The following is a 24101-nucleotide window of genomic DNA, read 5'->3' as shown; positions in this document are numbered from 1 at the left end:
ACCGAACACCTCATGCATCCGATGAACGTGTATAAGTAGAATGTTTCTTAATTTCTAATATATCCTAAGCTCTCCCTAAGATAAATGTAGTTAGTTCTTTTAGCAAATCTTATAATTATTCCGTTTCAAGAATACCACTCACAATATGGTCAACATTCCATTTGATCATTGTGATGTATGTATCTCCTTCTTCGCCTTCATTTGCTAATGAATCTGTAAAGATTTTCGATTTAACAGGAATTCCTGTTTCTTGAGAAACTGTCTCCATTGTTTTAGGATTGATTGATGTTTCAACAAATAAGGCTTTCACATCACGCTCATTAATAATATCTAAGATTCGCTTCATTTGGTCAGGTGTTCCTTGATTATCTGTATTGATTTCCCAAATATAAGCTGCTTCAAAGCCATAGGCCTTAGAAAAGTATTTAAAAGCTCCTTCTGAAGTAACTAAGATTCGTTGATCTTCTGGAATTTTAGCAATTTCATCTTTTGCATATTGGTCTAGATCTTCTAATTCTTTGGTATAAGCTTCTTTATTTTTTAGATACTCTTCTTTATGCTCTGGATCAGCTTCAATTATTTTTTCAGCAATAAGATCAACATATTTAATGCCATTTTGTACGTCTAGCCAAGCATGAGGATCTTGCTCATTTTCTTTACCTTCAGCTGTTAAATGCATAGGTTCTACTTCTTCAGTCACCGCAAAAGCTACATCTTTTTTATCAGTTACATCAAGTAAATCATCAAACCAACCTTTTCCTGTTTCGAGGTTAAATCCGTTATAAAAAACGAGATCAGCTTCAGATACTTCTTGAGCATCTCCTGGTAACGGCTCATAGCTATGAGGGTCTGTTCCAATTGGCACTAAACTATAGACTTCTCCATGTTCTCCAACGATATTCTTAACCATATCAGCGATGATTGAATAACTTGCTACGATTTTTAGGCTTTTATCTTCAGCGGCTTGGGCTTTTACCCCCCCTCCAATTCCTGATAAGATAGTAGATAATAATAGAGTCAATGCAATAAATTTTTTAAATATTTTCATGATACTTTTTCCTTTCTAAAAAAATTGTTTTTTGGTGAAGCAAAAAATGAAATTAAGAAAACTAGTGAACCCAACAAGACAATTGCTGAACTCGTAGGCAGATTATTTTGGAAACTTATATATGTTCCGATTAGTCCCATTGAAGCTCCAATTATTGAGGCTAATAGAATCATATGGATTAGTTTATTTGTCCATAAATAGGAAGTCGCAGCTGGTATAACTAACATAGCAATAACCAACACAATTCCTACTTGGGAGAGTGAGGAGACAGTTACAACGGACAACATAAGCATTAATAAATAATGATAGAAATCCGTATTGAGTCCATATGCTTTCGAAACAACAGGATCGAAGGATGAAATTAATAACTCTTTATAAAAAAGACTTACAATAATAATCACAGCAACGAGTACCCAAAAAGATTGTTCTAACTCAGAATTCGGAACCGCTAAAATATTACCGAACAAGACGTGATTTAAATCGATTCCACTTCGTGCTTGACTAATTAAGATAATTCCTAAAGCAAAAAATGAACTTAAAATGATGCCAATCGCAGTATCACTTTTAATGTTAGATTTTTTTGAAATATATTGAATTAGAACAGCAGCAAAAATCCCAAAAAGCGATGCTCCAAACAACATATTAATACCAAACATATAGGAAAGAGCTACCCCAGGTAATACCGCATGCGATAATGCGTCTCCCATCAAGGCCATCTTTCTTAAAACAATAAAGCTACCTATAATTCCAGACACTACCCCTAAAAAAATTGCGGATAAACCTGCATTAATAACATAGGAAGGTAGGTCAAAGAGTTGAGAAAACACTTCTGTCATTTTAATCACCTAACCCTTTTATTTGAACATTTCCTAATGAGCCTCCGTAGGCTGCTTGAATATTCGCATTAGTAAACACTTCTTTAACTGCTCCCTCAGCGATGACTGATTTATTTAAAATTAAAAGTCGATCAAAGTATGACTGCACCTCATGAAGATCGTGATGGACCACTAATACCGATTTCCCATCACTGCGCAATTGCCTCAAAATGTCCACAATAATATTCTCACTTTTGAGATCAATCCCAACAAAAGGCTCATCTAAAAAGAAAACTTCTGCTTGTTGAGCCAGTGCTCGAGCAATAAACACCCTTTGTAGCTGACCACCAGATAGATTACTAATTTGTTTTTTTCGAATATCCTCAATCACTACTTGCTCCAAACAGTAATCCACAATTTCTCTTTCCTTCTTACCTGGTCTTTTAAACAATGGTAAATTAGGGTAAGTTCCTGTTAAAACAGTATCTTCAACTGTAATGGGAAAAGTTAAGTCTAAGTCACTTTTTTGAGGAACATAGGCAATTTTTCTTAATTTATTTTTAATGTCCTCGCCATTATAAGTCACTTTTCCACTGCTAGGAATAATTCCTAACATTGCTTTCATTAAGGTTGATTTTCCAGCGCCATTCGGCCCTATAATACCCTCACTGTATCCAAATGGGATATCAAGGTTCACATCGACTAGTGCTTTGTGCCCAAAATAATCAACATTCAAATGTTTAATTTGAATCATATATATATACTCCTTTCTTCACTAGTAAGAGTGTACACTATTTTTTAACTTTAAGCAATAAATTATTTAGGAGGGTCTAATGTTTTTGTTTTGTGATTGCTATATCATAATTTTGTTTGGTGAAAAACTATTTTAGTCTAGTTAATTGTAGTTGTGTTATACTAAATTTACTAAGAAAATTCACTAAGAAAGACTAAGGTATTAAAAGCTTATGAAAGAGGGAGAGATAATGAAACGATCCAATGTCAAAGAAAACTATCTTAAAGCGATTTTCAGTTTGAACGGTAGTGAAGAATATGTTTCAAATAAATTAATTGCGGACAGCTTAAATATTTCAGCTCCGTCTGTAACCGATATGATTAGCCGATTAGTTGAAGACAATCTTGTTGAATCCATCGCCTATAAAGGAGTGCGTTTAACCAGACAAGGATTAGAAAGTGCGATTAAGGTTGTGCGTAAACATCGCATTGCCGAACTTTTTTTAATGAAAATCTTAAAATATGACATCACGCAAGTTCACAACGATGCTGAAACCATTGAACATTTAGAAAGTGACTATTTTTTTGAGAAATTAGAAAAACTGCTAGATTATCCAAAATTTTGTCCTCATGGAAGTATTATTCCCACAATTGATAATTATCAAGAAGTTTATCGGACACCTCTATCATCATTTAGTGAAGGTGACCACCTAGTGTTTCGTCGCTGTATCGATAAACATGAACTACTAGAATACTTACAACAAATTAATCTTGAATTAAATCAAAGAATTCACCTAGATAAGATTGATGACACAAATCGTATTTTTATTTTTTCATATAACGATGATCAAACAGCCTATTTTAGTTTCGATATGGCAGAATTGATTTTCTGCGAAAAAATTTAATTTCTAAGACTATTAAAGATGAGTCTATTGGCAAATAAAATATACCCACTTTCGCATCCTATCACCATAAAAAAACGCTGGATAACTTCCAGCGTTTTTAATTTATTTAAGTGTTTGATAAGTAAATCCAGCCGGCAAGAATATAGCCTGTCTTCGATTTAAATCTTCGATGTCATCAAAAACTATTGAATAAACCATTTGATTTTGAGCGGATTGAATGGTCAACCTTCTTGATGGACTATCATAAGCAGATAAATAAACAGTATGTGTGTAAGAATGATATTTTTTGTTAGGGATAAAGCCTTTAGGTAAAGCAACAGAAGATAAGACGCGGTAAAGATTGCCAAAGGCAGACTGACTGTCATGATTATCAAGTGTTTGTTGTGCTAGATAATAAGCTTTTAAAAAACGTGATTTTGGATCATATCCACCAGGTAGGTCTTTAGCAGCATTAAATTGGTTCAAATTTTCTTGATTAAAAGTAGTTTGCAAGAGTTTTTGATGAGAAGGAAATTTTGGTGCATTGGTCATGACACCATAAGGATTTTGGTAGACTTTTAGTTTTTTCTTTTCAGGCTCAACCACAATGCAGTTTTGCTGACTGTCTGAAAACATAAAGTGGAAAATTGGTGTGATGACTTTATTTCCATTCATATCATGACTTGAGATGTGAACGGTCGGTAAAATCGCTAAGACTTCATCAACATTGCGACAATTACCTAAGATATAATTCATAAAATAAAAAGCAGAAACATTGTTCTTCTTTTTATCTACTTGATTATCATATAAGCCAAATCCTCCAAAATCATTGGTGATTCCAATCAGACCATGCTCATTGACCCCATCCTTTAAAGGGTCCATATTTCGAAAACCAACTCCAAACATCTTATATTGAGAATGGTGAAAGCCGCCTAACAAATTTTCAGCTACCGGATACCCCTTAGGCAAGTAAAGTATATTGTAGTCAACGGGTGCTTCCAGATCCATTGTTCGTCCTGCAACATGTCCGCCGGGGTAATTAATTTTAATTCCTGTACACATAGATATTTCCTTTCTATCTTTAGTATCAACCGACTAAATGATCAGCTCGAATTCTCAGTATAGCATTATTAGATCCGATAAGCGTTAAAAGTGCTTTTAAAAGATTGTTACTTTAAAAATTAAATAACAGAAGGCTTAGCTATGACGATTAGAAACTTCATATTTTATAATCCATCACATTTCTCATTTAATTAGGACAAATTATTGTCCAGTCAATTCCCAATAATAGCAGAGTATTAATCATTTTTGGCTGAGAAACTGTCTAAAAGTTGCTAGCTTCGATAAAATAGTAATCATTCTGAGGCAAAGTCACTGGAGTGAAGTCTATGAGATTGTGTGCAATCTCATATTATGAAAAACTTCTGAAAACAGTAGATAAAATAAAATCTGAAAGCTTGAACTTTATTTTAACCACAGGAGGGGGGCAGTCATTGGTGGGAGTAATTTATGACTGCTGCTTTTAATGGTAATCCTATCGATACCTTCTCAATCATCATTAGTAAAGTTTTAACGGTTAAAAAAGATCAGACGAGAAGAAAAAACAGCTATTGAAACCACACGCAATTTCTTCCAGCCAATTGGATTGCCTGCTAGCTTACAGAAATTGATATATATCAACTATCTAGTCAATTAACTTGAGGCCAATAAATTTACTAAAATTGGTGAACACAAAAATCATACGTTGAAAGTATCCAGAGCAATCTATAAAAAAGCTTTAAACTAGATAAAAACAGCCACATCAAAGTGGCTATAAGGTGATTCCAAAAAGTTAGAGTTAAAAACTAGCTTTTAATGAATTCTTTTTTTCTAATTTTAAAATATTTTAGTGTTAGCTTCTATATTATTAGGTATTTTTGTCTTTCTTTGGTATAAGGAAAGTGATGAATGAAAAAAAGTTTTATAAAATAGCTGGTATTCTTACGGCTGTTATAAGTTTACTCACTTATTTACCTTTATTTGGTGGCTGTCCTCAGAGTATTCAGGCTAGTTAGCTGTCTTAAGTTGTAAAGTTAATATTTGTTTAAAGTAGTTTTCAGCTTTTGAGAGCTACTTTTATTTTTTGATATTAAGTAAATAATTATCTATCACGTATTTCTTGTTTTTTTGCTTCTTCCTCCTTGGCTTTAGTTATCTTATATTCTAGTGTTTCTTTGTACTTGCTATCTATCAAAGCTTCCCCGTATCTTTCTTTTACTATTTTTTGTACGTCTTCTATCGATTTAGCAGACTTTCTCTTTACATCGTAAAAATCTTCATTATTTGCTGGTTTAAAAGCTGGTGTATCTTCTTTTTTAGGTTTAACCTTCTTCTTAACTTTTTTGTTGTTTGTGTAGGTTCTTCTTTGAACAGATCGCTATAATCTTTGTTTCCGTCGTTTTCTACCACTTGTACGTTTATTAGAGACGTTTGTGTGATTGGTGAGCGTTTTATTGCTGACGATTTCTTTTGTGCAGTTTTCTTTCCTGCGGGCTTTGGTTGACCTTGCGTATTTCATTCAATAGCTAAGTGAAGTTTTTCTTTAGCATAAAGAGTTCCCAATTTATCAGCTCTTATTTTTTGCTCTATAAAATCTTCATCTATAAATTAATAGGATAAATTACCATGCTTTCGTTCCCTCGCATCTACTTTATAATTTAATAATATATCCTCTTTAAACTTCTTCATGGTCACAACTTCAGAATTGGCTAGGGATTCTAGGATTCTCTCTTAAATCGTCTTTCCAAACACATTTACCCTTGTCAGCAGTTTTAATTTCGCTAATCGTTCTACAATTAATCGCTTTATCTTTTGATAAGTAATTACATTCGCACCAAATTCTCCTAGTATTTCGTCGTGCTTAGGCTGTATATTTACCCAACGATTATTAGATCTTGATAGTTTGATACACCAATTGGATTCGGGTTGTTTATAACAATGTGATTATATAGGAATGCATTTTCGTTGTCTGCTTGTGTAACTACTAAAACTTGTCGACCAGGGAACAGCCTTTGCCCCGTTTCTAAGTCTAGCTCATGAACTTTCTTTATGTCTTCGGGATTGTCTACTATAAATTCACCTCTTGAAAACGATGGAATAGCGTTATAAGTTTGAACATTTTACCCTCATTAACATTGAAGCTATCCCACACTTTAGAAAAGATTCTAAAGCAGTTTCTGATAAACAATTAATTCCTGAAGCTTGCAAAACTCAATCCATATCTTCGCGATGGCTCTTTTCTTCCATCGCTTGACACCCTTTTCCTTTTCTATTACTACCTTTAATCGCCAGTCAAAATTATCTTTAGACATACATATGACCTCCTAATTCCGTATCCGGATTTAGGAGGTCAGTACACTTTGAGAGTCCTTTTTAATATTATTTATAAGTTTTCTTCCGTTTTTTACTATAGTTCTGAAAGAATTTTAAGTGTATCCAGCACTTGTCCTTCTACTCGGTTATTAAGATCATTTAATTCTGAACCCATGACAACCACTATATATTCTTTACCATCTTTTTCAGCTAAAGTGGCCCAGCATAAACCGGCTCCATAGGTAGTACCAGATTTGCCACCAGTAATCTCAAAACCGTCTTGATAAAATTCCCGCAATTTTTTGAAAACAGTACTTTCCATATAAACACCTGAGGGATGGGCATTAGTTGCTGTCGATAAATAGTCTTTACGTTTAAAGATTGCTTCAAAATGACCATTTTTTAAAGCTTCTTTCAATAACATAGCGATTTCCTTAGCAGTAGTTACTTGACCTACTTGATCCATGCCATCCACGCTTTTAAACTTAGTTTTTTTTAATTTTAATTCTTCAGCTTTTTCATTCATCCACTTAATAAAAGTCTTTTTGGATCCGGCTACATTAAGTGCTAATGAATTTGCACTTTCAGCTCCTGAAGGAAGCATGGTGCCATAGAGCAAATCACGAAAAGTGGTTGACTCATAAGGATAATAACCCGCCATAGCTGCGCCTTCTTCTATGGCCTGATAGTAACTGGCTTCATCCACTGGAGCATAGGCTGATAGATTATCGATATGTTCTAGTGCAACAAGTGTTGTCATAATTTTTACTAAGGAAGCAGGTTTACGAGAGACGTTGGCTTTTAAAGACAACTCGGTTTTGTCTTCTGTTAAATTATAAACATAAATACTTTTAGAATAGTAAGTCTCCAAAGCCAGGACTTGATATGGATACAAAAGATTTACAAGACTGATCAGTGTAAGTATTATTATCGATTTTTTAAAAAAAGATAAATCTCGCATCCAAAACGCCCTCTCTATTTTATTATTTCTTTTTTAGAGTCTCATACTTTTCAAAGTCGGTCAAGTCAAGAACGGAAATTTCTATTTTAATTCAAAAACAGCCTAAACCAATATAAAGAGTAGAGCTGTTAGTTATTAATTTTTTTGAAATTTAACTTTGGCCTGAGCAATTTCTCTTTGAATAACTAGTCGCTCTTCATCAGATACTTTATCACAGGAACATCCTACTATATTGGTGGGTGTTTTAACATTCAATTCGGCCAAAGGACAATCCGTTACAGTGCAAGATGTCCACTTGTTCTTTCCGGCTTTAAAAGATTACCATTCTTTTTTAGGAGATAAATTAAACCTCCTACAATTATGAAAAGAATCATAAAGGTTTTAAAATTCATTAACAGAAATGAAAAGAACAACTCAATGAAAGAATTCTGATAAAACTATTGAATCTAATTCAATGCTTTTTTTAACTTATGATGCCCTATTCACTACAATAACCAGTGGGATTCCTAACTCTAATAATTGGATAGTTAAATAAAAACTTCTTTCAAATCTATTCCCATCTACTACATTTAAATCATATCAGCCTGCTCATCTAATAGATAATCGTGTGACAAAGTTTCTTTTATATAGGAAGGTAAAAAAATGCCTGGTAAATCAACAATGACCGTGGTAGGATTCGTTTAAAATTAGCCCTCTTTTTATCAATCGTCACGCCCGGCCAATTTCCAACCTTTTGATTAGATCCGGTGAGCAGATTAAAAAGTGTGGTCTTCCCACAGTTAAGATTAGCTAATAAGGTAATTTTACGCATGCTTCGCTCCTCCCGATAAAAGGGTTGTTTAAATTAATTCAGCTTCACTCTTACGAATCGAAAGTTGATAACCTCTCACTCGAATTTCGAGTGGATCTCCTAAAGGTGCCAATTTAACAAGCTCAATGATTGCATTTTTTGCAATTCCCATATCCCTAATGCACTTTCTAAATTAAGTTTCACTTTCTACTTTTATAAGCTTCGCTCTCGATTTGACTTTCAGCTGACTAAAAGCTACAAAATCTTCATTATCATAAGATAACATTTCGATCGTCACACTTTTAGCAAATTACAGACTGACTGCAAGACACATTCCTTATCAACTTCACACTCTTAATTTATACTAAAACCATTCAATAAATAATAAAACAATGCGAAATGTAAAATTCGAGACAAAATGCTTGCATTTTCTGTTCATTCATGTTAAATTTAATTCGAATTCGAGATAACAAAATCGAATCTTATTAAATGCTTTGACTCTCTAAATTTAAAGGAGGAAATTTTATGAACAACTTATTAGGAATCCACCACGTGACAGCTATGACAAATAGCGCAGAAAGAAACTATGACTTTATGACAAAAACTTTAGGCTTACGTTTGGTTAAGAAAACAGTTAACCAAGATGATATCCATACTTATCACACTTTTTTTGCTGATGACCGTGGAAATGCTGGTACGGATGTAACTTTCTTTGATTTTCCTAACTTACCAGAAGGCGTTAAAGGAACAAACTCAATTTCCCGTATTGGTTTGCGTGTAAAATCTGATGAGGCTTTAGAATATTACTTAAAACGTTTTGAAGAAAAAAATGTTAAACATGAAGGTATTAAAGAATTATTTGGTAGCAAAGTATTAGCTTTTGAAGAAGAAGATGGCCAAGCCTATCAAATCTTCTCAGATGAAAATAATGAGGGTATCCCTGGAGGAATTCCTTGGAAAAACGGTCCTATTCCTGAAGAATTTGCTATTTACGGCCTTGGGCCTATTGAAATTACTGTCGGTTACTTTGAAGAATTCAAAGCTGCCTTAACAACTATCTATGAAATGCGTATTGTCGAAGAACATGACGATGTTGCACTCTTAGAAGTTGGTGAAGGCGGACACGGTGGTCAAGTTATTCTACGCAAAGACGTTGAAACTCCACAAGTGCAGCAAGGTTATGGACTTGTTCACCACGTATCCTTCCGAGTAGCCGATGACGAAGCGATTCAAGCTTGGGCAGATCGTTACCAAAAACTAGAAATTGGAAATTCTGGTTTGGTTGATCGCTATTACTTTAAGGCTTTATACGCTCGCATCGGTCACATTTTAATTGAAATCTCTACTGATGGACCTGGCTTTATGGGAGACGAATCTTATGAGAATCTGGGTGAAATCTTATCTTTACCACCATTCTTAGAAGGTCAAAGAGAATCAATCGAAAGTCAAGTTCGCCCATTTGATACTGTTTGGAAAGGGGAATAAATCATGGTTGATAAAATTCAAAGTATTCATCATATTAGTGCCATAGTGGGTAATGTGCAAGAAAACTACGATTTTTATACAAAAGTCCTCGGTTTAAAACTTGTTAAGCAAACTGTCAATTTTGATGACCCTTCTGTTTATCATACCTATTTTGCGAATTCGAAGGTTGATAATGGAACAATTATGACCTTCTTCCCATGGGATAATGACCATAAAGGGACAAAAGGCGGGGGGCAAGTCGGAAGAATTGCTTTTTCTATCCCTAAGGGCAGCCTCACAGCTTGGCAAAATCAATTAGAAAAACATGAGATTACTTATCATAAGAGTAATATGTTCTCTGCAGCCACTTTAGAATTTTCAGATCCTCATGATCTAGATATTGCTTTAGTCGAAGCTGAGACAAGCTCAGACAATAATGAAATTATCGGTTTCTATGGCTTGGTACTCCTATCTACCAACCCTCAAGGGACTCTTGACTTGTTAACACGTGAAATGGGGGCCAAATTGGTTGAAGAAGCTGACGAATACCTACACATCGAATTAAGTGGACCTGAAAAACACCGTGTGTTACTTTTAAAAAAGGCACAACCACTAGGACGTTTTGGCATAAGCACTGTTCATCATGTAGCCTGGTCAGTTGATCGATTGACTGACCTTCAAGCTTGGCATGACCATTTAAAAGAAGCGAATTATCATCTGACTCCTGTCAAAGATCGTAAATACTTTAAATCGATTTATTTAAGAGAAAAAGGTGGCATCATTTTCGAATTTGCTACTAAAGAACCTGGCTTCCAAGTAGATGAAGATTTCGATCATTTAGGTAGTCAATTAAAACTACCTGAACAGTTTGAGTCTAAGCGTTCAGAAATCGAGTCATCTTTACCTAAATTTATAGTGGATTAGGCGAGTAGATAATATGTTATCTTATAAAGTTACAGACTTATCACCTAAAGATCAGTATAAGGTTTTAATTGGTTCAGTCATCCCTAGACCTGTTACAATGATAGCCACACAAAATGACGATCAAAGCTTAAATTTAGCACCCTTTTCCTACTTTAATATGGTAGCTTACAATCCACCCATCCTCATGGTGTCCATTCAAAGAAAAGGTAAGATGAAGGATACCGCTCGAAACATCCTAGCTAATAAAGAAGCCGTTTTCCACATCGTAGACCAAGAAAATTTACAAGAAGTCAATTTGACAGCTAGCAATTTGCCAAAAAATAAGAGTGAATTGGATTTAACCCAATTCACTCTTGCTAGCAGTCAAACAATTCAAACGCCTGGTATAGCTGAGATGAAAGTAAGGTATGAAACAGTATTACACCAACACATCGAGATCCCATCATCAAATGGTAAAGAAGTTTCAGCTGACTTATTCTTGATGCGAGTAGTACATTTCCATCTTTCTGAGGAAGTTTACCAGAATTCTTATGTGCTTGCTGATCAGTTAAAACCGATCAGTCGTTTAGCGGGTAATGATTATGCAACTTTAGGACAGACCATTCAACTTGAAAGACCAAAGTAGGAGGTAATTATGGAATATATCTATCACGCAGCTGATAATGCTGAATACACTTTTGTCCTGTTACACGGTACAGGAGGAGACGAAACTAACCTTATTCCTTTAGCCAAAGAAATCTCATCTTCAGCTAATATTCTCTCTATAAGAGGAACTGTTAACGAAAATGGAGCCCTCCGTTATTTTAAACGGAAGGCCGAAGGTCTCTATGATTTAGAAGATCTAGCGGAAAGAAGTGATGAGCTTGTTGAATTCATCAAAAAGATGAGTAGTGAAAAAGGATTTGATTTAAGTAAAGTAATATTTATTGGCTTCTCAAACGGATCTAATATTGCTTTAAATATCTTAATTCACTATCCAGAAAGCTTTAATAAAGGAATTTTATTTGCCCCACTCTACCCTATGGCCATTGATCAGCAGAAAGATTTGTCAAATCATCAACTCTTCTTATCCATGGGTGAGGCAGATCCAATCTGTAGTATGCAAGCAAACAATGACTTAATTAAAAAATTAACAAACGTTCAAGCAGACCTATCCATTGAATGGGTACATACCCATCAAATTACGCCTCAAATTGTGCAAGATGCTAAAGATTGGGTGTCAAATTTAAAAGAGAATAATTAATTAATTTAAGCTCTACTTTCTTATGTCTAATTAGCATGAGACAGGTAGAGCTTTTTCCAATTCTTACGGGCTAATAAGTAAATAATTATTCCTTTTAAAGCAGTGGAAAGAGACATAGCAATCCAAACTCCAACCACACCATAATTAGGCATAAACAGCCAAGCAAATGGGATTCTCAACAAATTACAAACAGTATTCACAGTTGCAGGGGCTTGAGTATTTCCTAAACCGTTAAGGAAGCCACTTCCACCAATTTCAAAACTCATAAATAATTGGCTTAAACCAAAGACAAGTAAATAAACAGCTCCTAAAGCGATAGCTTGCTGGTCATCTGGTATAAATAGCTTGAAGAACTGCATTCTAAATACGATAAGAACTAAGGTCGCAAATGAACCAATGGCTAATAAGGAGCGAATGGTCGTTTGATAAATCCCTTCTACTCGTTCATAAAGTTTAGCTCCATAATTCTGCCCTACCATAGCCGTAATCGCTACTGCAAAACCTTCAGTGGTCATCCATGAAATGGATTCAATGTTTGACCCCACACTGGTAACAGCTAAAGGCATAGCACCATAGGAAGCAACATAACGATTTAGTAACACACTGACTAAAGCGTGTGCATTCGACTGAATAGAAGGTGGTAGTCCTACTTTAATGATTTGCCCTAGATTCTTACTGTTAAATGACCACAAGTGGATGCGACTGCGGTAAAGTAAATCTCCTTGGCGATAAATAGCATAAAGATACAAAATAAATACCATAAACTGAGCAAAAATAGTTGCCATAGCAGCCCCTTTAATCCCTAGGGCTGGAAGAGGCCCTAAGCCAAAAATTAAGATGGGATCTAAGATAATATTAATAACCAGTCCGAGAGTATTGACGGCAAAAGGTGTTTTACTATTACCTAAACTATTATAGGCTCCAGATATAACAGGGTTAATAAAAAATAAAAAAACACCCGAAGCAATCACAATCAAATATTCTTCAGTCAGTTGATTGACGTCATCTTCTAATTGGAAGAAATTAATAAAGGGATCTTTAAATAAAATTAAGAGGCCTCCAAAAGCAAGTCCCATTATAAGGGCTAACCAAAAACCATTGTTAATATAAGAGCGTGCTGTCTTTTCATCTCGTGCCCCATAGGCTTGTGCCGTCAGGACACTCATTCCAATTCGAGGGATCAACATCAAACTCGAAGCAATCCACAAAGCAAAGCCAACTTGTCCTGCTGCAGCTACAGCCTCAGTAGAGAGTCTTCCAATCCAGGCAATATCGGTTAAAGTGTAAGTCATTTGAATAAAAGCAGTTAACATTAAAGGCGTCGATAATTTCAACATTGTTTTAAATATCTTACCGTTTAATAAATCTAAATTTCTCATTGCTACTCCTCCATATCTCAATAAATAGTAACAAGTTGAAGCACTAATTACAATCACCAAAAACTTAGTGAAAGAAAAAAGATCTTTCAATAAGTTTTAATGGCTTCATTTTATTCCTCTAAGGACGTTGGTAGTAGAAATCTTCGTATCCCACTGTTTTGGCCCTTTTGATAAAGCACCCATCTTTTATCATACTTTTGATTGGTCTTTGCAATCATTTGTTCAATGTCTTTTTGTAATTCTTTTAAAAGGGGATTCTTGAATAATCTGTTCAATATTTCAAGATCACCGAGACGGTCGCTCTCAATCATCGCATGAGCCAAGCGATCACTTACTTGTGGATTATCCGGGGTCAAATGAGTCGTAACATAGGACATTGAGACGTCTTGGAAACCAAACTTTTCCATTATTTGAGGCAATTCTTGCTCGTTTAATTTATACTTACCTAGTTGAAAAGTTTGGATACTATCATCTTGGCCGTTTGTTAAGACTTCAATCTGCTGCCAAAAGGTATTTTCATCTTCATTAAAAGAAAGCAAAGCCGGTGCTTGGTGAATGACCCCTTGAGCTTGACTGAGACAAAGACAGACTCCTCCGGATTTTAATAAATGATACTGTGTTTTAAAGAAAGTGTTTGTTTCAATGTGCTCAACCACTGTATTCGAAAGAATAACATCAAAACTATTTCCCTCAAAAGGAAGCTTATAAATATCACCCTCTAAAAATTCAACTTCAGGAATGTTTTCTTTAGCAAATTCTATGAAGTTGTGATCGCGGTCTAATCCAATTACATTGGCATTCGGGTACCAATCTTTTAATACCTGACATAAAGCACCCGGCCCACAACCTATTTCTAAAATTCTAAGAGGAAGTTTTTGATCGATATTAAAAATGGTTTGATAAGCATTGGCATTTTCCTTACTAAAACGTAGTTTACGACTAGAATAGAGCGTTTGAATTCCCTGTACTTGGTTAGACCAAAAATTTAACCTGTTCATTGTATCCCCCTCTTTTCGTTCCAACCTAACTTCAAACATGATATTTTGTGTTTTCAGATTTTTTAACAGAGCCTATTATATCATTTATTAGTAATTTTTGATTAAATTTGCCCATCAAGGTCTTAAAATGGATGATAGGGTCATGTAAAACATCTTTTCCACTATTATTTTACGAATGTAAAAGACTTTCGCTAGACATATCAAGTGAAAATGCTAAATTTAAAACAGAAGGAGGCGACATTATGAGTCTTGGCCAACAACTCAAAACAGCACGCTTGCATGCAAATTTAACTCAAGAAGAAGTTGCAGAAAAAATTGGGGTTACTCGTCAATCCGTTTCAAATTGGGAAAACGAGAAAAATTACCCTGATATTCGGAGTGTCATAGACCTTAGCAATCTTTATCAAATCAGTCTGGATCAATTGATGAAAGGAGACGAAAAATTGATTAATCATTATCAAGAAAGTTCAAATGTAGTTCGTAGTAACAAACATTTATTTAAGATTATTTTAATTAGTTTAACTATCATCTTAGCACTATTCATACTCCATCACCTGATGCCTAACCATGTCGAATGGCTACTTGCTATTTTTATTATAATGGCCATAACGGCAGGAATCATTATTCATGAAATCATTCAAAGAATATAGGAGGCGTAAAAATGAATGAAACTATCAAAATATTTATAATTGTAATTGTCGCTACCATTGCGCTGGCTTCTGGCAGCTTATTAGCTTACTTCATCTATAAAATGACTATTATTGATGCTAAGGCGCGAGGGTTAAAACATCCCAAATTTTGGGGTATTTTTAATATCGCTGGAAACAACTCTTCAAATATCTTACTCTATCTTATCGGCAGAAGGAAATTTCCTAAAGATAAACTCACTTCCTATGATCAACTCTTAATGAAGCAATATAAAAGAGAAGCTAGTATCTCTCTTATTTGCCACCTTTGTGGGACGATTATCCTACTTATCTGCATTGTTTATTTCTATGCCTAACTAGTTCGCCTATCTTTATTAGAAAAAGTAGGGTTTTTGTTATTTTATTAATTAATAAAGTTTGGTAGGATAGATGTGATATAAAATTAAAGGAGATCTCTTTACATGAACTCAGTAAAAAATAAACTTCCAGGACTTCTTTTATGTTTCTTGATTGCTATTTTTGCTAGCCTTTTAGCTAGTGTATCGATTGGAAACTTTTCACTGGCGATTATTGGAGCACCCGTCTTTGCTATCTTAATAGGCATGATCATCAGTCTCATTCAGTCCCAATTAGCTAATCATGCCATTTTTCATCTCGGTATTCGCTTTTCAGCGAAAAACATCCTACAATGGGCAGTTGTTTTATTAGGTTTCTCCTTGAACCTCTCAATGATTATTAAAGTTGGTAGCAAAAGCTTACCTGTAATAGTTGCTACTATCTCGATTGCGCTACTGGTTGCTTGGTTCTTTCATAAGCAATTTAAGATGGAAACGAAATTAGCGACTTTAATTGGGGTCGGATCAGCTATTTGTGGAGGTTCTGCAATTGCAGCCACTGCTCCAGTTATTGAAGCAGATGATAAGCAAGTTGCTCAGGCTATTTCAATTATTTTTATTTTTAATGTACTGGCTGCTTTGATTTTCCCTACTTTAGGTTATAACTTAGGATTAGGAACAGAAGGTTTTGCTATCTTCGCAGGTTCTGCAGTTAATGACACTTCTTCAGTGACTGCCGCAGCAGCGACAGCAGAAAGCTTCTATCAAGTGGAAGGCATCCTATCTGCTGCAGTAACGGTCAAATTAACACGAACACTAGCCATTATTCCCATTACGATAGGTCTATCTTTGATGCAAGCTCGTAAGGAAAATGAACACGCAAAAGCCACTATTTTTCACTTACTTCCTACATTTATTCTCTATTTTATTTTAGCTGCCTTAGTCACTTCCATAGTGGACCTTCTTCCAACAAATGCATTTACCTATAGTTACGTCGAAAAGTTTATTCCCCTGATAAAAACTCTCGCTAAATTTTTTATCAGTATGGCTATGGCGGCTATCGGGTTAAACTCTCAATTAAGTGAACTAATTAGAGAAGGAAAGAAACCCATTTTACTTGGCCTCTCTTGTTGGATAGCTATCAGTCTCGTTTCACTAACCGTTCAAGCTCTAACCGCTACTTTTTATAGTAATCTTCCTTAATCAAAAACGGTTAACTAGTAGAGTTATCTAGTTAACCGTTCTTTTCTATTTAATTAACTGCTTAATTTGAAAAGAACCATTTTTGATAGCCCTTATCAATCAATAGGCTCACGAGCATTTGAATAATCATAGAGATAAAAACTGTTAAGGGAAGCCCCTTTAAAACACCCAAAAAAGCTTGGCCGTTTATGCCCGCTTCCATCCATACTCCAAGAAAGCCCATGACAAAAGAAAAGATCAAGGCGGGTGGGAATTGTCCCACTACGAATTTTAACCATTCTGGATGCTGGATACCTAGTAATTCATTGAATTGCTCAGACATTTTTGGTATATCAAGAAGATAAGCCCCAAGAATTACTGAAACGGGTAAAAGAACAGATAGTTTAACTAACATTTCAGGGAATACGACTTGCCCCTGCATGGCAGTCATAATTAAGGGCATGATAATTCCAAGATGAACGGGAAAAGCAAAGCGTTTAAATGTTTCAAAGTTTATCGAATGCAAAATAATGTCACCTTTCTAATTGTGTTTTTAACTTTTTTACTCTAACAAATACCTTAAGCCCTTTGCAAGTTGTTTTTAACGACTCACCACATACTTTGTCTTTAACACATCATTTTCTAGTTAAGTATGCTCAAAAAATAGAACAATTTTTGAAAAGATAATACTTCATTATTCATCCCTTAGCTCTATCCAATACCTTTGATCGACAGTGCCATCAGGATAAACTACTTCATTTTCTAAAACGCCACCATTTTTTTGAATGGATTTCGCGGACCCAATATTTTCTTTATTACAAATCATTAAAACCCTTTTTATACCGATTCGTTTACACTCTTTTAGTGCTAATCCTATCATTGCTGTGGCATAACCTTTGCGTCGCTCACTCGGTCGAATACCGTCTCCTATATGTCCACCCTTTAGTAAAAGGCCATCATTTAAATAATGGCGAATATTCACTGCCCCTACCAAAACATTCCGATTGCGGTCGAGACAAAAAAAGGTCGAATCCGGTACACGGTCTGAGTGTACAGCTTCTTTATCTTCTATACTCTTAATATATCCTCCAAAATCATGTGGATCATGACGAAAGATGGCCGATGGCGAACCATCTGTTTGATTTTTTTCTATGTCTTCTTTCCATTCTTCGATCATCTCAATTAATAGTAGCTGATGTTTTTTCTCTAACTTAACAAGTTCGATATTCATATTAGGCTTATCCCTTTCAAAGTGGTTTTATACTTTATAAATTTTGGCTTGCGTCCTAGCGATAACTGGTCCCATCTCTTCTTGTCGGATGGCTGATAAATCTATGACGGTTTGCCTAAGAAGTTCTTTTAAAGATTTAGCCATATGCTGAACTTCTTTTCTATCACAAATAATCTTATCCTCCGTTGGCCAATCACTCTCAAGTAAAATGTGATCTCCAGCTATTTGTTGAACATAGGCGCGTCCTTTTTTTGTATTTAACATCGTCGGATGAACAGATAGATAACCTCCTTGATCTCGATGTCTGGTTAATTGATCACTGGTTCCATTAAAGCGGTGTAAAATTGCCGTAATATTCTTAGCAGAATGACTTTCTATTAAGTCCAATACTTTTGAAGCTGATTGTACTGCGTGGATTGATAACACATAATGATTATTTAAACGCTCAGCTAATAGTGATAGAATGTTTGAGAAAACATAAATCTGTAAGTCCTCATCCGCTTTTTCCAATCCATTGGTCGAAAAATCTAAACCGACTTCTCCTATTAAAAGAGATTGGTCTAATTCCCCTTGAAAGATAGCTAACTCCTTATTCGCTTGTTCCTTAGACTTAATCCACCAAGGATGAAAACCTAAAGATAAATAAGGCAGAAACTTTTGATCACAATCCATTTTTTTGAGGCTATCCTTTAACTCAATAAAACCTGAGGGTGTGACAGTTTGAGCCACAATTTTAAGCTTTTCTTTAGCAATTGTTTCTAAAAATAACTGACGAGCCTGTTGGTCTTTTATAAAATCAAAGTGATAGTGACTATCTAATAAATTCATAGTCTCTCCTCTCCTTCTTACTTCGATTTACCAAACTTTATATTCTTCCTTCCCTGCCAAACGTCGGATCACTTTTCCTGCTAGCATCATTCCCATAATTGGTGGCATATAACTCATCGAACCTAAGGTTTGTGATTTTGTATTGCCAGTAGGATTTTCAACTTTGAAGGGTTGTTCATTAGAATAAAGAACCTCTAAATTTTTAATGTCTCTTCTACGGCACTCTAGACGTATAATCTTTGAAAGGGGACAATAAGAGGTCTTTTCTATTTTACTAAAGTTTAAGTAAGTCGGATCTAATTTATTCGCTGCCCCCATAGATGAAATTAAGGGCAATTTTTCTTTTTGACAAAAGGCTGCAATTTCTAATTTTTGAGAGATAGTATCAATACAATCAATTATATAATCCACTCCTGCTAGATCAGTTAAAATTTCCTCAATATTTTCTTTGGTTAGAAATATTTGACGGGCATCCACTTGGCAGTCCGGATTGATTTCAGCGATCATCGCTTTCATAACATCTGCTTTAACCTTACCCACGGTTGATGAAAAGGCTAAAGCTTGACGATTAATATTGCTTTCTTCAATAATATCTCCATCAATTATCGTTAAATAGCCTACTCCTCCTCGAGCTAACGCCTCAGCACAAGCAGAACCTACTCCGCCTAGCCCCAATACTACCACTCTTGATTGAGCTAACCGACTTAGGCCCTCTTCTTTTAAGAGCAGGCTCACCCTTGAGAGTCTTGTTGGTATTTTTGCTTCCATAACATCATCCTTAATCTTTTAAGTTTATTAGCTGCTTTTTTATTATAACACCATCGCTCTAATTAGATCTTATTAAAAGAGGTGGTCATAAAGATCACCTCTTTTAGGTCTATTAATTTTTACATTTGCTCTTTATGAAAACGACTTAAGAACAATTTAGTTCGCTCATGCTGGGGCTCATTAATCACTTGCTGGGCTAAGCCATCTTCCACAATTACACCTTTGTCCATAAAAACAACCCGACTAGAAACATCACGGGCAAAAGCCATTTCATGAGTCACTACTATCATTGTCAGACCCTCTCTTGCTAATTGGGTCATGGTATCTAATACCTCTCCTACCATTTCTGGGTCAAGCGCTGAAGTCGGCTCATCAAACAGTAATAATTCTGGATCCATTGATAAAGCCCGAGCAATAGCAACTCTTTGCTGTTGTCCACCTGACAATTGTTTAGGACGCGCATTGACATAAGGAGCCATACCCACCTTAGTCAAGTTGGCCATAGCAATTTGCTCTGCTTCTTCTTTTGTCCGTCCCAAGATTTTAACTTGTCCAATGGTACAATTCTTCAAAACATTCATATTATTAAAAAGGTTAAACTGTTGGAAAACCATTCCCACTTCTGCTCGATAGTGATTCAAAGGGTAATGATTGGTCATCACTGACTTGCCTTTATAAAAAATATCCCCTCCGCTCGGTTGCTCTAGAAGATTGAGACATCTCAGAAGGGTTGATTTTCCTGAACCTGAAGAGCCAATAATAGAGATGACCTCTCCTTGTTTCACGCTAAAATCAATGTCTTTTAAGACTAAGTTGTCCCCAAATTTTTTAGATAAGTGAGCAATCTCTAAGATTTTATTTTCATTAGTCATGTGTTTTCACCCCCTTGACCGCTTCTGTGGATGAAGACTGAACAACTGTATAAGAATGAGAACCTGACATCTTTCTCTCAATTAAATTTAAAATACGAGTGGTCGTAAACGTTAAAACAAAATAAATCACTGAGGTAATCAAGAAGGTCTGGAAAGTCTGATAGGTCGATCCTGCGACAGACTTGGAAACAAAGAACAATTCTGTCACTGCTATAACATTTAAAACGGAAGTATCTTTGATATTAATCACAAACTCATTTCCTAAAGTTGGTAGAATCGATAAGACAGCTTGCGGTAATACCACATGTCGCATGGTTTGTCCGTGGGTCATACCAATTGCTTTGGCCCCTTCATATTGTCCCTTATCCACCCCTTGAATACCTCCACGCATGACTTCAGATAGATAGGCACCTGTATTAATTGAAACAATAAATAAAGCTGCTGTCATTGAAGAAAGATCAATATCAAAGAAAAGTTTTAGACCATAAAAAATTAACATGGCTTGAACCATCATCGGTGTTCCTCTAAAAATTTCGATGTAGGTAACTAAAAGAAAATCAACTACTTTAAACAAATAATAAGAAGGGCGACCTTTTTGGAACAAGTCCTTCATCGAACGGATCACTGCAATCAAGAGTCCAATTACGGACCCCACAATGGTTGCAAACAGCGCAATGAATAGAGTGTTCAAGGCACCACGAATAAATTGATTACCGTAACTAGCCCACAAAGCCTGAACATCTTGCCAAAAGCTAAGGTTTTCTTGACCTTGATTGAGTTCTACCATTTCTTTCATCAATGCTATCCGTTCCTCTTCATCAATCTGACTTAAAGCTTGATTAATTGGTTCCACCAAAGGACTTCCTTTACGTAAACCAATCGCGATTCCTGTATCTACCTGACTCAGATCAAAGCCATTCTCTTTAGTAAATTTTACATAAGTTAAGTCGGTGTTAGCAGCTACAGCAGCCATGGCTCCTGGTTCTTCCGATAAATAAGCATCAATTTTACCTGATAGGACGGAAGAAATCATGGTTGGAAAAGAATCCAAAGCTGTCCCTTTCTGGACATTAGGTATTTGATCGATTAAGCCATAATGGAAGGTATTTAGCTGAGCGGTTACTTTAGCATTTGAAAAATCTTCGATGGATTGAGCATCGACAAAATCAGAATCTTTGCGAACTACCAGGACCATCTGACTTTCATAATAATTATCAGAAAAGTCAATTTCCTTCTTACGCTCTGGTGTGACCGACATGCCAGCAATGATAGCATCTACCTTACCAGAATTTAAAGCTGGAGGTAAACCATCCCACTCTAATTTTACAATTTCTAATTCCAAACCTAACTGTTGCGCTAACTCTTGTGCGATATGGACATCATAGCCATTGCCAAACTCTCCTTTAGAGTTAGAAATAGGGAGCGCTCCATTTACTAGAGAAGGTTGCGACCAGTTAAAAGGTGAATAATTAGCTTCCATTCCTACTTTTAAAACACCAGGATCTTCAAGTCCTTCTTGGATCTGTTCACTATTAATAGTTGATAACTTCTTGTCTTCAGCACCTACAATCATTTTAACAGGCAAAAGCAATATAAACATTAAGATTAAGACACTGAGCTTTTTAAACAGTCCTTGATTCTGTTCCATTCTGATCCTCCTCGTAATTTTTACTATAAAAAATAAATATACCTTTTATAGTAAATTTGGTCAAGTTTTGAATGTATAGACTATTATTAAAAATGTTGAATGTATAGACTATTATTAAAGCTTCTTAATGAGACAGATCGAAATGTTAATATTTTTTGTAATAGTATTTCTATTTTTTCTAAAAAAACAGATCAAAAAACTCCTTTGATTCATAATTACACATGTATAATGCTCTCTGCAAATTATACTGTCTTCATGATCTAAGGAGTTATTTGTTTATATTTAATTATTAAATTTAGGGGTTATTTTAAACTGGATCATCTTAGTTCCAATCAGCTAAAGATCCCATTGGATCCCATGGTTCTAATTCAATGACTGGTTGATTAAGAGCATCTAACCATTTTTGATCAAGGTATTTCTTATCAACAGTCACTTGATAGTTATACTCGTCAAACCATTGATCACTCATTGAGAAGATACCTTTATCGCCAGATTTTTCACCCCAACTGTTCTCAACCTTCCAATTGACTGGTTTACCATCAGCATCTAGGTCCACACCTACTAAAAGCATGGCGTGAGTTAATAAACTCTCCCCATAATCTAAGCGCTCAGCCTTATTTAATTGAGGCGCTTCAGCTAAGATAGCCTCATATTCGTATAAGTCTTTATCCATAATACCCAATTCACGATCACTCATCTTACCAACATCACAACCAAACCAAACTGGCTTGCCATCTTTGATTGAAGCAATTGCAGCTTCTTTAAGCACTTCAATTGGTGCATTAATATAAGTAATCGGGTGGCCTTCGGCTACAGAGGCTAAATATTTAACAGTGAACGCCCGTCCGAAAGGCTTATCTTCAGTCGGTGCGTTGATTACACTGACTTTACCTTCTAAATCCCAACCCACATACTTATTAAAGAAATCTTGTGGTGTGATGTCTTCAATACGGTGATATTTTCCATCCTTGTCGCGGTAACTGTAAGAGAACTTCTCTGGAACCTGTCCCAAGGCTTTAACTAAGATGTTATATATAACATACAGCATATCCTCTTTCATTGCTTTCAAATCTTCTTTTGAAGCCTTATTTTGATAAGCCGTTCTTAATTCTTTAGCAAAGGCTCTTAAACGTTTAGTAATGATTGCTACCATTTCATAAGTATTAGAAGAATGGTAAGTTTCTGGCATTACCGATTTAGGAACTGAACCATACTTTTGTAGTAAGGCTGTGAACATATCCCATTGTCCACCATCTTCGACCGGCGCTTGCAATAAATGTTGTACCACACGTGAATTTAAAGGTTCCTCTACCGTTTCAATGATAGAATCCAAGAAGAAGTTTGATTTTTCTAGCTTATCCCAGAAGAGGGTATAATTTTGCGAAAATTCAAAAGTTTCTAAATTTAACTCTTCCATTGTATTTACACGCGCACCGTTTAAGGCAGCAAACATCCAGCAACGACCGCTTTTCTTCTGATCGGTAATCTTGCCTCTTTTTGTTTCATCGGAGAAAACGAAGGTATGGTCTCTCACGGCCTCATTATTAAATGAAGATTGATTGAACCCAACTTTAGCTACCGCATTTTCTACTGCATGATTGATCGTTTCTGCTTGATATTTTGTTTTGAATGATTGTATTAATTCTTGATTGATTGTCATAGTCATTTCCTTTCTTTAAATAAGATTTTTTAGAGTCCATTCTAATAATAGAGAACTTCTTCATTTATTCTGGCTAGTCTTTAAATATTTTTCTAAAGAATAGCTTAAAAAATAATCACTACTATTCACACCACTTCCTTTAATAACTAATCATTTTAACTAATTAATAAGATATAGGACTGGCCTTCAAAGCTTAAATCCCTTAAGAATTTATATAGAATTAGCGATTAAATAGGCTTCTAAACTTACTATATAAAAACTCAGTGCCACCATTAAACTTAATTAATTATATAAAGCTACAGCCATTCCCTAATAATATTTTATAACAAAATTAGAGTACT

The 24101-nt window shown here is 35.2% G+C and carries 24 protein-coding genes and 3 pseudogenes; 8 read left to right on the top strand and 19 right to left on the bottom strand.

Features of this window, described 5'->3' with window-relative positions:
* Window positions 1–115: 115 nt before the first annotated feature.
* From ACQV2Q_RS00565 to ACQV2Q_RS00555, 3 genes are read right to left on the bottom strand one after another with little or no spacing between them, the layout of a single operon-like run.
* Window positions 116–1048, bottom strand: coding sequence for a metal ABC transporter solute-binding protein, Zn/Mn family (locus tag ACQV2Q_RS00565; RefSeq protein WP_428874906.1), 933 nt, complete (start codon window positions 1046–1048; stop codon window positions 116–118).
* Entirely contained in the window at window positions 1045–1884 is an 840-nt protein-coding gene (locus ACQV2Q_RS00560; protein ID WP_428874907.1) for an iron chelate uptake ABC transporter family permease subunit, read from the bottom strand. Before ACQV2Q_RS00560 ends, ACQV2Q_RS00565 begins: the two co-directional genes overlap by 4 nt.
* 1 nt (window position 1885) lies before the next feature.
* A complete protein-coding gene (locus ACQV2Q_RS00555; RefSeq protein WP_428874908.1) occupies window positions 1886–2617 on the bottom strand; it encodes a metal ABC transporter ATP-binding protein in 732 nt (243 codons plus the stop codon).
* Between the two features lie 229 nt (window positions 2618–2846).
* Here ACQV2Q_RS00555 and ACQV2Q_RS00550 point away from each other — a divergent pair, with 229 nt between their 5' ends.
* Complete coding sequence (locus tag ACQV2Q_RS00550; RefSeq protein WP_428872723.1) at window positions 2847–3500, top strand: metal-dependent transcriptional regulator; 654 nt, start codon at window positions 2847–2849, stop codon at window positions 3498–3500.
* A 102-nt stretch (window positions 3501–3602) separates the two neighbouring features.
* Here the strand turns inward: ACQV2Q_RS00550 and ACQV2Q_RS00545 are convergent, their stop codons facing one another.
* The 7 genes and pseudogenes from ACQV2Q_RS00545 to ACQV2Q_RS00515 all read right to left on the bottom strand — a co-directional run.
* On the bottom strand, window positions 3603–4541 hold the full coding sequence (locus ACQV2Q_RS00545; RefSeq protein WP_428881663.1) for a linear amide C-N hydrolase: 939 nt from the start codon (window positions 4539–4541) through the stop codon (window positions 3603–3605).
* A gap of 1850 nt (window positions 4542–6391) precedes the next feature.
* Window positions 6392–6622 (bottom strand): annotated as a pseudogene (locus tag ACQV2Q_RS00540) (hypothetical protein); the annotation flags it as partial.
* 60 nt (window positions 6623–6682) lie between these two features.
* Entirely contained in the window at window positions 6683–6829 is a 147-nt protein-coding gene (locus tag ACQV2Q_RS00535; RefSeq protein WP_428881661.1) for a hypothetical protein, read from the bottom strand.
* A 95-nt stretch (window positions 6830–6924) separates the two neighbouring features.
* On the bottom strand, window positions 6925–7725 hold the full coding sequence (locus ACQV2Q_RS00530) for a D-alanyl-D-alanine carboxypeptidase family protein (RefSeq protein ID WP_428881660.1): 801 nt from the start codon (window positions 7723–7725) through the stop codon (window positions 6925–6927).
* A gap of 534 nt (window positions 7726–8259) precedes the next feature.
* Window positions 8260–8352: pseudogene (locus tag ACQV2Q_RS00525) on the bottom strand (hypothetical protein); the annotation flags it as partial.
* A 61-nt stretch (window positions 8353–8413) separates the two neighbouring features.
* The gene (locus ACQV2Q_RS00520; RefSeq protein ID WP_428881659.1) at window positions 8414–8602 is read right to left on the bottom strand and encodes a FeoB small GTPase domain-containing protein; all 189 of its coding nucleotides are present in this window, start codon (window positions 8600–8602) and stop codon (window positions 8414–8416) included.
* Window positions 8603–8630: 28 nt separating this feature from the next.
* Window positions 8631–8771: pseudogene (locus tag ACQV2Q_RS00515) on the bottom strand (FeoA family protein); the annotation flags it as partial.
* A 335-nt stretch (window positions 8772–9106) separates the two neighbouring features.
* Between ACQV2Q_RS00515 and ACQV2Q_RS00510 the strand changes: the two are divergent.
* Genes ACQV2Q_RS00510 through ACQV2Q_RS00495 form a run of 4 tightly spaced genes read left to right on the top strand, consistent with a single transcriptional unit; the run spans window position 9107 to window position 12212 of the window.
* Window positions 9107–10066 (top strand): VOC family protein, encoded by a 960-nt coding sequence (locus ACQV2Q_RS00510; protein WP_428872715.1) that lies wholly within the window; start codon window positions 9107–9109, stop codon window positions 10064–10066.
* A 3-nt stretch (window positions 10067–10069) separates the two neighbouring features.
* Window positions 10070–10969: a VOC family protein gene (locus tag ACQV2Q_RS00505; protein WP_428872714.1), complete on the top strand. Its 900-nt coding sequence runs from the start codon at window positions 10070–10072 to the stop codon at window positions 10967–10969.
* A gap of 13 nt (window positions 10970–10982) precedes the next feature.
* Complete coding sequence (locus ACQV2Q_RS00500) at window positions 10983–11594, top strand: flavin reductase family protein (protein WP_428872713.1); 612 nt, start codon at window positions 10983–10985, stop codon at window positions 11592–11594.
* A gap of 9 nt (window positions 11595–11603) precedes the next feature.
* Complete coding sequence (locus ACQV2Q_RS00495; RefSeq protein ID WP_428872712.1) at window positions 11604–12212, top strand: alpha/beta hydrolase; 609 nt, start codon at window positions 11604–11606, stop codon at window positions 12210–12212.
* A gap of 26 nt (window positions 12213–12238) precedes the next feature.
* Here the strand turns inward: ACQV2Q_RS00495 and ACQV2Q_RS00490 are convergent, their stop codons facing one another.
* Together ACQV2Q_RS00490 and ACQV2Q_RS00485 are read right to left on the bottom strand one after the other, a co-directional pair.
* Complete coding sequence (locus ACQV2Q_RS00490; RefSeq protein ID WP_428872711.1) at window positions 12239–13591, bottom strand: MATE family efflux transporter; 1353 nt, start codon at window positions 13589–13591, stop codon at window positions 12239–12241.
* A gap of 110 nt (window positions 13592–13701) precedes the next feature.
* On the bottom strand, window positions 13702–14589 hold the full coding sequence (locus ACQV2Q_RS00485; protein ID WP_428881658.1) for a class I SAM-dependent methyltransferase: 888 nt from the start codon (window positions 14587–14589) through the stop codon (window positions 13702–13704).
* A 242-nt stretch (window positions 14590–14831) separates the two neighbouring features.
* Between ACQV2Q_RS00485 and ACQV2Q_RS00480 the strand changes: the two genes are divergently transcribed.
* The 3 genes from ACQV2Q_RS00480 (at window position 14832) to ACQV2Q_RS00470 (ending at window position 16774) form a co-directional block, all read left to right on the top strand.
* Window positions 14832–15239 carry a helix-turn-helix domain-containing protein gene (locus ACQV2Q_RS00480; protein WP_428872707.1) on the top strand — a complete coding sequence of 136 codons (408 nt, stop codon included), beginning with the start codon at window positions 14832–14834 and terminating at the stop codon, window positions 15237–15239.
* An 11-nt stretch (window positions 15240–15250) separates the two neighbouring features.
* Complete coding sequence (locus ACQV2Q_RS00475) at window positions 15251–15592, top strand: hypothetical protein (protein ID WP_428881657.1); 342 nt, start codon at window positions 15251–15253, stop codon at window positions 15590–15592.
* Window positions 15593–15697: 105 nt separating this feature from the next.
* Window positions 15698–16774, top strand: a complete 1077-nt coding sequence (locus ACQV2Q_RS00470) for a YeiH family protein (protein ID WP_428881656.1) — start codon at window positions 15698–15700, stop codon at window positions 16772–16774.
* Between the two features lie 61 nt (window positions 16775–16835).
* Here ACQV2Q_RS00470 and ACQV2Q_RS00465 read toward each other — a convergent pair whose 3' ends face one another.
* The 7 genes from ACQV2Q_RS00465 to ACQV2Q_RS00435 form a co-directional block, all read right to left on the bottom strand.
* The gene (locus ACQV2Q_RS00465; RefSeq protein ID WP_428875791.1) at window positions 16836–17279 is read right to left on the bottom strand and encodes a hypothetical protein; all 444 of its coding nucleotides are present in this window, start codon (window positions 17277–17279) and stop codon (window positions 16836–16838) included.
* Window positions 17280–17447: 168 nt separating this feature from the next.
* A complete protein-coding gene (locus tag ACQV2Q_RS00460; RefSeq protein ID WP_428874914.1) occupies window positions 17448–17984 on the bottom strand; it encodes a GNAT family N-acetyltransferase in 537 nt (178 codons plus the stop codon).
* 27 nt (window positions 17985–18011) lie between these two features.
* On the bottom strand, window positions 18012–18812 hold the full coding sequence (locus ACQV2Q_RS00455; RefSeq protein ID WP_428881654.1) for a TatD family hydrolase: 801 nt from the start codon (window positions 18810–18812) through the stop codon (window positions 18012–18014).
* A gap of 27 nt (window positions 18813–18839) precedes the next feature.
* Entirely contained in the window at window positions 18840–19580 is a 741-nt protein-coding gene (locus ACQV2Q_RS00450) for a tRNA threonylcarbamoyladenosine dehydratase (protein WP_428881653.1), read from the bottom strand.
* A 119-nt stretch (window positions 19581–19699) separates the two neighbouring features.
* The gene (locus ACQV2Q_RS00445) at window positions 19700–20452 is read right to left on the bottom strand and encodes an amino acid ABC transporter ATP-binding protein (RefSeq protein ID WP_428881652.1); all 753 of its coding nucleotides are present in this window, start codon (window positions 20450–20452) and stop codon (window positions 19700–19702) included.
* Window positions 20445–22100, bottom strand: a complete 1656-nt coding sequence (locus ACQV2Q_RS00440) for an ABC transporter substrate-binding protein/permease (protein WP_428881651.1) — start codon at window positions 22098–22100, stop codon at window positions 20445–20447. Before ACQV2Q_RS00440 ends, ACQV2Q_RS00445 begins: the two co-directional genes overlap by 8 nt.
* A 322-nt stretch (window positions 22101–22422) precedes the next feature.
* Window positions 22423–23766, bottom strand: a complete 1344-nt coding sequence (locus tag ACQV2Q_RS00435; RefSeq protein ID WP_428881650.1) for an aminopeptidase C — start codon at window positions 23764–23766, stop codon at window positions 22423–22425.
* Window positions 23767–24101: the final 335 nt, after the last annotated feature.

The sequence above is a fragment of the Facklamia sp. P12950 genome, assembly GCF_050409465.1.
Lineage (GTDB): Bacteria > Bacillota > Bacilli > Lactobacillales > Aerococcaceae > Facklamia.
Note: the sequence above shows the minus strand (reverse complement) of the source record. Positions and strands in the feature narration are given on the sequence as shown.

Bases quoted from the DNA above. Each gene is read 5' to 3' on its own strand.
- ACQV2Q_RS00565 (WP_428874906.1), bottom strand. From the start codon at position 1,048: ATGAAAATATTTAAAAAATTTATTGCATTGACTCTATTATTATCTACT.
- ACQV2Q_RS00560 (WP_428874907.1), bottom strand. From the start codon at position 1,884: ATGACAGAAGTGTTTTCTCAACTCTTTGACCTACCTTCCTATGTTATT.
- ACQV2Q_RS00555 (WP_428874908.1), bottom strand. From the start codon at position 2,617: ATGATTCAAATTAAACATTTGAATGTTGATTATTTTGGGCACAAAGCA.
- ACQV2Q_RS00550 (WP_428872723.1), top strand. From the start codon at position 2,847: ATGAAACGATCCAATGTCAAAGAAAACTATCTTAAAGCGATTTTCAGT.
- ACQV2Q_RS00545 (WP_428881663.1), bottom strand. From the start codon at position 4,541: ATGTGTACAGGAATTAAAATTAATTACCCCGGCGGACATGTTGCAGGA.
- ACQV2Q_RS00535 (WP_428881661.1), bottom strand. From the start codon at position 6,829: ATGTCTAAAGATAATTTTGACTGGCGATTAAAGGTAGTAATAGAAAAG.
- ACQV2Q_RS00520 (WP_428881659.1), bottom strand. From the start codon at position 8,602: ATGCGTAAAATTACCTTATTAGCTAATCTTAACTGTGGGAAGACCACA.
- ACQV2Q_RS00510 (WP_428872715.1), top strand. From the start codon at position 9,107: ATGAACAACTTATTAGGAATCCACCACGTGACAGCTATGACAAATAGC.
- ACQV2Q_RS00505 (WP_428872714.1), top strand. From the start codon at position 10,070: ATGGTTGATAAAATTCAAAGTATTCATCATATTAGTGCCATAGTGGGT.
- ACQV2Q_RS00500 (WP_428872713.1), top strand. From the start codon at position 10,983: ATGTTATCTTATAAAGTTACAGACTTATCACCTAAAGATCAGTATAAG.
- ACQV2Q_RS00495 (WP_428872712.1), top strand. From the start codon at position 11,604: ATGGAATATATCTATCACGCAGCTGATAATGCTGAATACACTTTTGTC.
- ACQV2Q_RS00490 (WP_428872711.1), bottom strand. From the start codon at position 13,591: ATGAGAAATTTAGATTTATTAAACGGTAAGATATTTAAAACAATGTTG.
- ACQV2Q_RS00485 (WP_428881658.1), bottom strand. From the start codon at position 14,589: ATGAACAGGTTAAATTTTTGGTCTAACCAAGTACAGGGAATTCAAACG.
- ACQV2Q_RS00480 (WP_428872707.1), top strand. From the start codon at position 14,832: ATGAGTCTTGGCCAACAACTCAAAACAGCACGCTTGCATGCAAATTTA.
- ACQV2Q_RS00475 (WP_428881657.1), top strand. From the start codon at position 15,251: ATGAATGAAACTATCAAAATATTTATAATTGTAATTGTCGCTACCATT.
- ACQV2Q_RS00470 (WP_428881656.1), top strand. From the start codon at position 15,698: ATGAACTCAGTAAAAAATAAACTTCCAGGACTTCTTTTATGTTTCTTG.
- ACQV2Q_RS00460 (WP_428874914.1), bottom strand. From the start codon at position 17,984: ATGAATATCGAACTTGTTAAGTTAGAGAAAAAACATCAGCTACTATTA.
- ACQV2Q_RS00455 (WP_428881654.1), bottom strand. From the start codon at position 18,812: ATGAATTTATTAGATAGTCACTATCACTTTGATTTTATAAAAGACCAA.
- ACQV2Q_RS00450 (WP_428881653.1), bottom strand. From the start codon at position 19,580: ATGGAAGCAAAAATACCAACAAGACTCTCAAGGGTGAGCCTGCTCTTA.
- ACQV2Q_RS00445 (WP_428881652.1), bottom strand. From the start codon at position 20,452: ATGACTAATGAAAATAAAATCTTAGAGATTGCTCACTTATCTAAAAAA.
- ACQV2Q_RS00440 (WP_428881651.1), bottom strand. From the start codon at position 22,100: ATGGAACAGAATCAAGGACTGTTTAAAAAGCTCAGTGTCTTAATCTTA.
- ACQV2Q_RS00435 (WP_428881650.1), bottom strand. From the start codon at position 23,766: ATGACTATGACAATCAATCAAGAATTAATACAATCATTCAAAACAAAA.